5 protein-coding genes and 2 tRNA genes are annotated in these 11,959 nt (G+C 54.9%); 5 read left to right on the top strand and 2 right to left on the bottom strand.

Features of this window, described 5'->3' with window-relative positions; translation table 11 throughout:
* Together treY and glgX are read right to left on the bottom strand one after the other, a co-directional pair.
* Positions 1–2,556 (bottom strand): malto-oligosyltrehalose synthase, encoded by a 2,556-nt coding sequence (treY, locus tag A9753_RS03725; RefSeq protein WP_067780591.1) that lies wholly within the window; start codon positions 2,554–2,556, stop codon positions 1–3.
* Positions 2,557–2,559: 3 nt separating this feature from the next.
* Entirely contained in the window at positions 2,560–4,842 is a 2,283-nt protein-coding gene (gene glgX, locus A9753_RS03730; RefSeq protein WP_083090277.1) for a glycogen debranching protein GlgX, read from the bottom strand.
* Positions 4,843–5,021: 179 nt separating this feature from the next.
* Between glgX and A9753_RS03735 the strand changes: the two genes are divergently transcribed.
* From A9753_RS03735 to recO, 5 genes are all read left to right on the top strand, one after another.
* Positions 5,022–5,094: transfer RNA gene (locus A9753_RS03735), tRNA-Gly, on the top strand.
* A 1-nt stretch (position 5,095) separates the two neighbouring features.
* Positions 5,096–5,167 (top strand) — tRNA-Val (locus tag A9753_RS03740).
* 199 nt (positions 5,168–5,366) lie between these two features.
* The gene (locus tag A9753_RS03745) at positions 5,367–8,882 is read left to right on the top strand and encodes a proline dehydrogenase family protein (protein WP_067780594.1); all 3,516 of its coding nucleotides are present in this window, start codon (positions 5,367–5,369) and stop codon (positions 8,880–8,882) included.
* A 350-nt stretch (positions 8,883–9,232) separates the two neighbouring features.
* A complete protein-coding gene (locus A9753_RS03750) occupies positions 9,233–11,152 on the top strand; it encodes a 2-isopropylmalate synthase (RefSeq protein ID WP_089024731.1) in 1,920 nt (639 codons plus the stop codon).
* Between the two features lie 55 nt (positions 11,153–11,207).
* Entirely contained in the window at positions 11,208–11,957 is a 750-nt protein-coding gene (gene recO, locus A9753_RS03755) for a DNA repair protein RecO (protein WP_067780599.1), read from the top strand.
* The last annotated feature ends 2 nt before the right edge of the window (positions 11,958–11,959 follow it).

The following is an 11,959-nucleotide window of genomic DNA, read 5'->3' on the forward strand; positions in this document are numbered from 1 at the left end:
TTACTCCGTTATCCGCTCAAGAACACAGACAGGGCTGGAATCCATTAAAACAGCCAGCGGGACATCCCCGCCGTCAACGTAAACATCGGTTGCATGCTGAAAGCCCAGTCCTACACTTGCGCCCACAACAACTCGCCACTGGCCATCAGGAAGGACAACTCTATGGTCTTGCCATCCATGTACCTCATCCAGGCGTTTGGACAGGCGTTCAATGATGACCACCACATCAGCCTGACCATCTCGGGTGCGTGCATAGGAGAAGGCATGAGATGTAGTGACCGGAAGAGCAACGTAACCTGAACGAGACCCTACAAAAGTTTCGCAGCGGCGAGCCCGCAATCGAACCAATGCAGCAGTGAGAGCCAATTTTTCTTCGTCAAGGGAGGATGGACGGTGAGACGAATCCAACGCCTCCAACATGGAGGACAACTCCTGGAAATCCACGGCACGACGGTTATCCGGGTCTACGAGGGAAGTTCGCGTGATTTCACTGCCCTGGTAAATGTCACTGACACCCACCCACGTCAACACCATCGCCTTGGCGCTAAGAACGATCGTGCGGACAGTCTTTTCAGTTAATTCAGCCCAGTCTTTCAGATGCTGAATCACCTCATCATCGGTGAACACAGATTCAACTGCCTGACGCACAGAACGCTCAGCATCCTCATCAGGGGCAGTCCATGCGGTCCACATTTTCTGCTCACGAGCCGCCTTAATGAAGTACTCACTTAAGCGATCAGGAGTCATAGGATCGAGGGAATCAGGAGCCCACGTGCCCACAAGAGTCTGAACCATTAGATTGATACTGCGGCCACTGACAGCAGGACTCAGGCCGTGGTCACGAAGTGCCTGGGCAAGAGCGCGAGCCACCGGAATCCATTGAGGTCCAAACGAGGACAATGCATTAATGCGGGCGCGGACATCTTCACCGCGCTTCGTATCGTGAGTCGATGACGTAGCCATGGTGGCAGGCCATGCGAGTCCTATCGATTTTGCCCACGTATGGGCTTCATCGCTCATGAGAGCGAAGCCTTCTGGTTCTCCGCCCACTTCGGTTAAAGAGCACAGATGGGTCCAGCGGTAAAAGGCTGTATCTTCCACACCCTTGGCGGTGACCGCACCACAAACCTGTTGGAAACGAATTACTGCCTCAGTACGGCTGGGCATATCCATGAGGCCCTCAGAGCCCACGGCTTGTCCCAAAAGCAGATCTACTACTACGTCGAGCGTGGACCACCTATCCTCATCGAGATGAGCGCGGGCACGCTCCGCATCAGCAGAAAGGAGGCGAACGGCGTCGGTAGGCGCATCCTGGCTCGGAAGCACGTAAGCGCGGTAACGCCGGGCAGCAACTAACAACTCCACCAAGCAGGCGCGCACGTCACGTACCGTATGGTCACGTAGACGCACATCCGCACTCATCGCGTCATGAAGAAGGCCAGCTAAGCGGTCCACCTCGGCGGACAAAGATGAGGAAATCACCTCACGCTTAGCATCATCGACCACGGATTCATAGTCAATAGGAGCGTCACCAGCGATCTCATTCATCACTGCACCCAGGTGCAGGGCACCCGCAGGATCGCAGTGAAGTTGGTCAATACGCCAGGACACGTCATAGCCAGTAGTTCCAGCAACCGGCCATGATGATGGCAAAGACTCATGCGGAGCGAGAATCTTTTCGGCAGCAATCCAGAGGCCGCCTGTTGCCTCAGATAAACGCTCCATGTAGCCAGCCGGATCAGCAAGACCATCAGGATGATCTACACGTAATGCATCAATATGGCCACTGTTCACCAACTCAAGAATGAGAGCGTGGGTGGCGTTGAAAACTTCAGGAATTTCTACTCGGATAGCGGCGAGCGACCCCACATCGAAGAAGCGACGGTAGTTCAGTTCCTCATCGCCCACTTTCCAGTACGCCAGACGGTAATGCTGCTTATCCACCAGCACATGAATTGGCAACGATTCCGTCCCAGGAGCAACTGGGAACACATGGTCAAAGTAGCGTAGAACCCACTGTTCTTCACCATTCTCAGAAGGAATACTTCGGCGTTCAAGAACCAATTCTTCGCGAGCCAGTACATCCCCCAAACGATCTCCGAGGATCGGCATGAGAAGCGGCTCATCGAGGCTTAAATCAAACCAGTTCGCGTAGGGACTCTCAGGGCCTAAACGCATCACAGACCACAGCGCACGGTTGTGCCAGGCTGGGGTAGGAACAGCCATGTGGTTGGGGACAATATCCACCACCACGCCAAGACCACGTTTATGAGCATCGTCGCATAAGGCTTCGAGCGCTTTACGCCCACCAATCGACTCACTAATGCGCGAATGGTCCACTACGTCATAGCCATGCATGGAGCCCGGTGCGGCCTGAAGCACGGGGGAGAGGTAGATATCCGTAATCCCCAGCGCGGTCAGATACGGCAATACTTTCTGTGCATCAGCACAAGTGAAATCTGCATTTAACTGCAGTCGGTACATAGTAACAGGAGTACGTTTCCCTGGGGCAGGAACGTGCCCCGACCATGGTGCATAGACCGGCTGAGTGGTCATGATTTAGTTCTCCTGAACTGACTCCTGGCTGATGACACTGACAGGCTCATGGACAGGACTGTCAGCATCGTGATGCTCCTGATTGACACCAATTTCCGTGGGGTCAACTTCATTGAGGTCTTGCTTGGTCATGTCCTTGGCTGGAACCGTCATCGATTCGCTGGGTTCAAGGTCAGGAACTGAGGGCGTGGTTAAGAAGACCATGGACCGAGCCTGGGCTTTGATTTCATCTCCAGAAGTGAAAGATGTTTCTTGCCCGCCATCAAGAGATGTGGTCAGAGCCAAGGTCCAGGTCCGCTCTACACGGGTGGAAGGAATGGTGAAGATGATGTCATTTTCTGAGGCATTAATGAGGACAAGGAAAGAATCATCAACGATCTTTTCTCCGCGATCACCAGGCTCACTAATGGCATCGCCATTGAGGAAAACCATCATGGCGCGGGCATACCATGTGTCCCAATCTGCATCGGTCATGCGCTCACCGGTGGGGCGCAACCATTCAATCTCACCCAGGCGAGACTCACCCCCGTGAGCAGCCTCGCCACCAAAGAAGCGACGTCGGCGCAGCACAGGATGATTGCGGCGCAGATGCATCATCTTGCGGGTGAAGTCCAACAAGGACTCACTTTCAGGACTCAGTGACCAGTCCACCCACGCGATCTCATTGTCCTGGCAATAGACGTTGTTATTACCACCCTGGGTACGACCCAATTCATCACCATGACAGATCATCGGAACGCCCTGGCTAAAGAGGATAGTGGCTAAGAAGTTACGAATCTGCCGCTGGCGTAGTTCGAGCACTGCAACATCATCCGTGGGGCCTTCAGCGCCACAGTTCCATGAACGGTTATTGGATTCGCCATCTGCGCCGCCTTCACCATTAGCCTCATTGTGCTTGTGGTTGTAGGAGACCAGGTCAGCCATAGTGAAGCCATCGTGAGCGGTCACGAAGTTCACACTGGCAACAGGGGTGCGACCTGAGTGCTGGTAGAGATCTGACGAACCGGTGATACGAGAAGCGAACTCGCCAAGGGTGGAGGGCTCGCCGCGCCAAAAATCACGGACAGTATCACGGTACTTACCGTTCCACTCACTCCACAAAGCAGGAAAACCGCCAACGTTGTAGCCACCATCACCAACATCCCATGGCTCAGCAATAAGTTTGACGCGAGAGAGGACCGGATCTTGATGGATGATGTCGAAGAAAGCACTGAGTTTATCGACTTCATGGAACTGGCGAGCCAACGTTGAGGCAAGATCGAAACGGAAACCGTCCACATGCATCTCGGTGACCCAGTAACGCAATGAATCCATAATCAACTGCAGCACTGCAGGCGAACGCATGAGAAGGGAATTGCCGGTACCGGTGGTATCGAAGTAGTGGGCCTGATCGCCGTCGACAAGACGGTAGTAGGAGGCGTTATCAATGCCACGGAAGGAAAGAGTGGGGCCCATATGGTTCCCCTCAGCAGTGTGGTTGTACACCACGTCAAGAATGACCTCGATATCGGCTTCGTGGAAAGCCTTGACCATAGCCTTGAACTCTTGGACCTGCTGGCCCTGAGAACATGACAGTGCGTAACCGTTGTGAGGAGCAAAGAAACCAATGGTGTTATAACCCCAGTAGTTCGACAGCCCTTTTTCTTGCAGATGTGTGTCATTGACGAACTGGTGCACCGGCATCAGCTCGATAGCGGTGACTCCCAGTTCCTTGAGATGATTAATGACAGCGGGCTGAGCCAGCCCAGAATAGGTGCCACGTAGTTCCTCAGGAATCAGCGGATTTAACTGAGTCATGCCTTTGACATGCGCCTCATAGATGATGGTTTCGTGATACTGGTGAGCAGGGGGACGGTCATGACCCCAATCAAAATAGGGACTGGTCACTACACAACGCATGGTGGCTTGTGCTGAGTCCGTCTCATTACGCTGTGAAGGATCAGCGAAACTGTAGGAATAGAGAGACTCTGAAGGTTCAACCTGGCCTGTGATGGCTTTGGCGTAGGGATCAAGGAGCAATTTTGAGGGGTCACAGCGGTGACCAGATGCAGGATCGTAAGGGCCGTGGACACGATAACCGTAATGCTGCCCAGGGCGGACAGACGGAAGATAGGCGTGCCAAACGTCACCATCAACTTCGGTGAGGGGAACACGTGTCTCTTCTCCGCTTTCATCGAAAAGACACAGTTCCACCGAGGTGGCTGCGCTTGAAAAAAGAGCGAAGTTCGTGCCAGCGCCATCAAAAGTAGCGCCGAGGGGTGCGGGTTCTCCAGGCCAAATCTGCATACCCACTACATTGCCATGTTTAGGTTACTCGCGGCAGGTAATAGCGATGAGAACATACGAAACATCTCTATCCTTCACAAGAGCGTGAGCGAGGTCATGGTCAATTTGTCGTAGTCAGTTTGATGTTGGGCTAAAAAGTCTGCTAGTTTTCTCTGCGCACCCGGAAACGGGAAAGCAACGCGGATGTGGCTCAGTTGGTAGAGCATCACCTTGCCAAGGTGAGGGTCGCGGGTTCGAGTCCCGTCATCCGCTCGGGCGATTGGCGCAGCGGGAGCGCGCTTCCCTGACACGGAAGAGGTCACTGGTTCGATCCCAGTATCGCCCACTCTCAAGCCGAGGTTTTCAATGATTAAAACCTCGGATTTTTTATATTTTGAACCCACTCTTTCTCGCAGTATTTACCGTCACACTTGCGGTACAGTCTGATACGTCACTATATCTTTGCTTAGATGCGAGACAAAAGTGGGACTTGTGGCCCACAATAGTGAAGAACTCGCTCGATCAGTGCACGCAAGGAGGCCGCAATGACCGATTACTCAGACGTGCCCAGCACCCACACTTGTCCAGATGACCTGTGGGAACTGGGACAGCGCGCTGTTGAACGTGCTCGAGGATGGGTTGATGAATCCGTTCATCAACCCACACCCCTGAGTGCCCAGTTACTTTCCCGAGTGCTGGCAGACCCTGAAGGTTTGGACTTCACCACGCGTTTCGTTGACGACGTGGTGCGTCCCGTCGATCTTAAGGTTGCTGGTCAAGCACTGCGCCGCCTGTCCATGCGACGCACTGATTTCCTTCCTGCCTACCTCGCCGCAGCTGTGAAGGCTGGCGGTGTTGGTTCACGTATCGCTCCTGAGGCTGCTGCTGCTATCGCACGACGTACCTTCCGTGAACTCGTCGGTGATCTGGTTGTTGATGCCACTGAAGACTCCCTTGGTCCGGCATTGGCGCGCCTGCGCGCCACCGGTAATCGCCTTAACGTCAACCTGCTGGGTGAAGCCGTACTTGGTGAAGCGGAAGCAGAACGCCGTCTGGCTGATGTTGAACGGCTGGTTCGTCGTGAGGACGTTGATTACGTCTCCATCAAGGTCTCTGCAGTTACTGGCCCTCATAATCCCTGGGGCTTTAACGAAGTTGTCCAGCATGGCGTGGAACAACTCGCACCGCTTTACCGCGTTGCTCGCGACAATAACACTTTCCTTAACCTCGATATGGAGGATTACAAAGACCTCCAACTCACCCTCGATGTGTTTATGCACATCCTTGATGAGCCCGATCTGAAGAACTACGAAGCCGGTATTGTGCTTCAGGCCTACCTGCCTGACACGATGGCTGCCATGCAGCGTCTTCAGGATTGGGCTGCAAAGCGTGTGGCCTCTGGCGGTTCACGCATTAAAGTCCGCTTGGTTAAAGGTGCCAACCTTGCTATGGAACGAGTCGATGCAGAAATTCACGGTTGGGAATTGACCACCTGGCCCTCCAAACAGGCAACTGATACCAACTACAAGCGAGTACTTTCTTGGGCGCTGCGTCCCGAACGTACCAAGAATATTCGCCTGGGAGTAGCAGGTCAGAACCTCTTTGATGTGGCATTTGCCCGCGAACTATCCCTGGCACGTGGTGTGGCCGATGACGTGGAATTCGAAATGCTCTCCGGTATGGCCACTGGTCAAGCTGAAGTTGTTCGCCGTGACGTGGGCCACCTCCTGCTTTATGTCCCTGTGGTTAGCCCTTCTGAATTCGATGTGGCCATTGCTTACCTGGTACGTCGCCTTGAAGAAAACGCTATGCCTACAAACTTCATGAGCGGCGTGTTCGACTTGGCGAAGGATGACAACATTTTCAACCGCGAGCGCAACCGCTTCCTCGGCTCCCTGGCAGATGTGGATGAAGAAATTCCCGCGCCTAACCGCACTCAGGATCGAGCCAACGAAACCGCTGACGAAATCCGCGAAACCGTTCAACTCAACGGACAATGGCACTTCGAAAACACCGCTGACACTGACTTAGCTCTTCCTGCTAACCAGGCATGGGCACGCGAGATTGCCGATCGTATTGCTTCCTCCACCCTGGGAGTCGATGAGGTTGCTAAGGCGGAAGAAGACCTTTCCACCATTGAAGCCATCGACGAACTCGTTGATACCACGCGTAAGGCTGGGGAGAACTGGGCCAACAAACCGGCAAAAGAACGCTCCGCCATCATCCATGAGGCCGGAGTCAACCTCGGGCTCATGCGTGCTGCTCTCCTTGAGGTGGCTGCTTCTGAAGCAGGAAAGACCCTGGATCAGAGTGACCCCGAGGTCAGCGAAGCGATGGACTTCTGCCACTATTATGCTCAACGAGCGCTCGAACTTGAACGCCTTGACGGTGCGCGCTTCGTGCCCTCCAAACTTGTAGTGGTGGCATCCCCCTGGAACTTCCCCGTCGCTATCCCCACCGGTGGTGTGGCAGCAGCCCTTGCCGCAGGAAGTCCCGTGGTGCTCAAACCGGCCCCTCCCGTGCGTCGCTGCGCCATGGTACTTGCCCAAGCCTTCTGGGATGCAGGAGTTCCTCGTGACGTTCTTCGCGTAGCCCCCATTCCGGATTCTGATGTGTCCAAGCGACTCATTGTCCATCCTGACGTTGAACGCGTCATCCTTACTGGAGCCACCGACACGGCACAGTTGTTCCGTTCATGGCGTAAGGATTTGCCTCTCCTGGGCGAAACTTCTGGAAAAAACGCCATCATCGTCACTCCATCAGCAGATCCCGATCTTGCCGTCCGTGACGTGGTCGCCTCCGCTTTCGCCCACGCCGGTCAGAAGTGCTCGGCAGCATCCTTGCTCATCCTTGTGGCCAGTGCAGGACGCAGTTCTCGTATCGCCCGTCAACTGGTGGATGCCACCGCATCCTTGCGTATCGGTAAGCCTGAAGACCTCAGTGTCCAGGTTGGCCCCATGGTGATGGATGATGATCCCAAGGCCCGCCGCGGTCTGGAAGAACTCGGCCACGGGGAACATTGGGTCTTGCGCCCCAAATACCTGGGAGGAGGATTGTGGCGCCCTGGCATCCGTGCAGGCGTGACCCCAGGTTCCGACTTCCACCACACTGAATACTTCGCACCCGTCCTGGGCGTGATGCGTGTGGACACTCTGGAAGAAGCTATCAATGTGGTCAACGACGTGGACTACGGCCTCACCAGTGGTCTGCACACCCTTGATGAGCGTGAGCTGGACGTTTGGCTTGAGAACATTGAAGCAGGCAACCTCTACGTCAACCGCTCCATCACCGGTGCAATCGTTCGCCGCCAGCCCTTTGGTGGCTGGAAGCGAAGCGCCATCGGATCGACCACCAAGGCCGGTGGCCCCAGTTATCTCCTCGGCCTTGGCCACATGGTTCGCGACGACGAGCACGGCCCCACCACCCACGGTGTGGCTCAGCCTGATCCGTTCGTTGACCAGATCCGTAGTGCATTGGCACCGCACACCGATGATCTGGAACTGGCCTTCTTCGACCGTTCCATTGCCTCGGACTCTGTCATCTGGTCTAGCCACTACGGCCAGGCCATCGACGAGAGCAACCTCGCCTGCGAACGCAACATCCTGCGCTACCGCCCCATCGACGTGGTTGTCCGCGCCGAAGAAGGCGCCCATGTGGTTGACATCGCCCGCGTCATTGCTGCTGGTGTTCTTACTGATTCGCCCATGACACTGAGCGTCAATGATGCTTTGCCTATGGGCCTGAGCGCTGCAATGGAACAGGCTGACGTTGAGGTTATTGTCGAAAATGATTCCGCATGGCGCGCTCGCCTGGCTACGATGGTTAGTGACGGTGTACTCGGAGCCCGAGTCCGCGTCATCAGCGCCCGCGGTGCCGACTATGAAGAAGTCTGGGCGCGCACCTGCGACGCTACATCGGGAAGTCCTGATGTAGCTGTTTACGCAGCCGAAGTTACGAGTTGTGGCCGCGCAGAAATGCTGCCCTTCGTTCACGAGCAGTCCGTTGCTATTACTAACCACCGCTTCGGAACGCCATTTGATCTTGCACGCGACCTTATCTAAGGTCTACGCACTGAATCCACCGCACCTGACATGGTGCAGGGGGGGGCGGCCACACGATGTGGCCGCCCCCTAACGTTTTCTGCGTAGTGTTCTCTTACGATTATGCGTTTTTTAGAGTAACTGTAAGGCTTGCCTTAGGACGAAGCACTCTTTCCATTTCCACACATCGTCTGCATATTCTTTGACACACTAGATGCGCAATTCGGCGGGAACACACCCGTCATCGTTAGAGTGCGACGCGTTGAGGAGACGACATCACCATGACTCAGGCTCAGGGACATCGTTGTGCCATGCCACGGTCAACAAGTGATACCCCGTCCGCGGCTATATCACCGCGCACCCCGCGTACCATGCCCTATGAGAAGTACCGCAATCCACTGGGATTGCAGCAAATACCCCTCACGAGCAGGCAATGGCCCTCCCGGCAACTTACGAAAGCCCCTCGTTGGTTGAGTACCGATCTGCGTGATGGTAACCAATCCCTCATCACCCCGATGAGCCCCGACCAAAAATTGCTCCTTTTCAATGAACTCGTTGCCTGCGGCTTCAAAGAAATCGAGGTGGGTTTTCCCTCTGCTTCAGATAATGACGTGCGATTCATACGCACTCTCATTGATCGTGCGCTAGTGCCCGATGATGTGACTATTTCGGTTTTGACTCAGGCACGCGAAGACCTCATCAACCAAACAGTCGATTGCCTTCATGGCCTTCCTCAAGCCACTATTCACGTCTATAACGCGATTTCCCCACAGTTTCGTCGCATGGTCTTTGGAATGAGCAAAGACAACGTGTGCGACTTAGCAGTAAATGCTACCCAGATGATTGCCGCACGTGTGGCAAAAGTGCTTGACCCATCCATGGCTGTAGGCCTGGAATACTCACCCGAACTTGTGGTGGATGCTGAACCCGAATTCGCTTTGCGAATTTGTTCCGAGGTCGCTCGTACTTGGAGGCGCAGCCAAGAAGGCGAACTCATTATCAATCTGCCTGCCACGGTCGAGCGCACCACCCCTAACGTATTTGCCGACTATGTGGAATGGATCAGCACCAACCTTGCTGATAGGGACAGTCTCTGTTTGTCTGTCCACCCTCATAATGATCGTGGATGTGCTGTAGCAGCCGCCGAGTTAGCCATGCTTGCTGGTGCGGACCGTATTGAAGGTTGTCTCTTTGGGCATGGAGAACGCACAGGCAATGTGGATCTCGTGACTTTGGCATTGAACCTGCTCAGCCAAGGTATTAACCCCGAACTTGATTTTTCCGCCATCGACCGTGTGCGCTCGGTAGTGGAAGAATGCACTTCTATTGAGGTTCCCGCCCGCGCCCCCTACGCTGGTGACCTGGTCTACACCTCCTTTTCTGGTTCACACCAAGATGCTATTCGTAAAGGATTCGCTGACAGAGCACGAGAAGTTCAAGCCAACGGTGGCCGTGATGCATCCGTTCCGTGGACCGTGCCCTACCTGCCCATTGACCCCCATGACGTGGGCCGTACCTACGAAGCCGTAGTTCGTGTCAACGCACAATCGGGTAAAGCAGGCGTTGCTTTCCTTCTTCATCGTTACGCTCACATTGATATCCCTCGGCGACTTCAAGTGGAGTTTTCGCGGGTTGTCCAGCGATATGCAGATTCGCACCTGGGTGAATTAGATGCGGCAGAAGTGTGGAGTCTCTTCGTTGATGAATACATGCCCTCCCATCAAGGGCTTAACGCACACTTACCCGGACTTATCCCTGCAGACGGCGGACGCATGGCCCAGCCGTGGGGCCGCTATCGCTTGGTCAATACCATGACTTCCTCACGTAATGACGGTGCCTTGTGGTGGGTTGACGCTGTTCTAGCGGACGCCGAGTGCGCACGTGAAGCATCGCAAGTCCCGTCCAGTAGAGCAGTGCTCGATGGCGACCATGTCATCAATGACCAGGCCACGGCGTCGGAAATCAGTCAAGAACTCGGCTGCGTAAGAACCCGTGCCACCGGAGACGGCCCCCTTGAAGCTTTCATCGCCAGCCTCGAATTCATCGGCTGGAATATCAGAGTCTTGGACTACTCCGAACATGCACTAGGACAGGGGCGTGACGCCCACGCAGCGGCCTACGTGGAATGTGAAATCGGGGGAGAAACGTGGTGGGGAGTTGGAATCGACAAATCCATCACTACAGCATCATTTGCCGCTGTGATCTCTGCACTAAATCGCTCTGTACGTGGGGAACATGACCCCATCGTGATGGTCCATTCCTCGCGTCCTGAACAGGGCTTTTTACCCTGAGCACATCAGACGAGTGAACTAGGAGCATGTCCCTTAAACATGAGACACTAACCGCGTGGCAAGTAAGTTGTATCGAGACGAGGCTGTGGTCTTGCGAACCTACCGGTTAGGTGAAGCAGACCGAATTCTCGTACTCCTTACACGTCACCACGGACAAGTCCGAGCAGTAGCCAAAGGTGTACGTAAAACCACCTCACGTTTTGGTGCACGGCTGGAACCCTTCTCCATGATTGACGTGCAACTCCATAAAGGCCGCAATCTCGATATCGTTACCCAAGTTGAAACTTTGGACCCTTTCGCACGCACGATCGGCTCCGATTACGCCATGTACACCTGCGCCTCCACCATCGCCCAGGCAGCCGAGCGAATCACCGAACTGAGTGCCGATATCGACGACGAATCCTCACCTCAGCAATACCTTCTCCTCATCGGAGCACTCACCGCACTGACAAGACGCCGCCACGAACCTGGTCTCATTATGGACTCCTATCTCCTGCGTGCTATGGCGCTGGCGGGATGGGCCCCCTCATTCCACTCCTGCGTGATGTGCGGAGTCCACGGTCCTCATACGCGTCTTTCCATGTCCAGTGGCGGTGCTGTATGTGAGAACTGCCAGTCAGCTGGAGCACATGAGGTTGGCCCTACTGTTACCACACTGCTTGGTGCTTTGCTCAGCGGCGACTGGGCTTACGCTGATGCTTCGCATCCACGTGATCGGCTTGCCGCTTCGCACGAAGTTTCTGCCTGGGTTACCTGGCATATGGAAAAACGACTCAGTTCATTGCGCTACGTCGAAAGGGCATAGCC

Source organism: Actinomyces vulturis (genome assembly GCF_001687305.1).
Classification (GTDB): Bacteria; Actinomycetota; Actinomycetes; order Actinomycetales; family Actinomycetaceae; genus Actinomyces; species Actinomyces vulturis.

Excerpts from the sequence above, each read along its gene's own strand:
- treY (WP_067780591.1), bottom strand. The coding sequence starts at position 2,556 with ATGACCACTCAGCCGGTCTATGCACCATGGTCGGGGCACGTTCCTGCC.
- glgX (WP_083090277.1), bottom strand. The coding sequence starts at position 4,842 with ATGCAGATTTGGCCTGGAGAACCCGCACCCCTCGGCGCTACTTTTGAT.
- A9753_RS03745 (WP_067780594.1), top strand. The coding sequence starts at position 5,367 with ATGACCGATTACTCAGACGTGCCCAGCACCCACACTTGTCCAGATGAC.
- A9753_RS03750 (WP_089024731.1), top strand. The coding sequence starts at position 9,233 with ATGCCCTATGAGAAGTACCGCAATCCACTGGGATTGCAGCAAATACCC.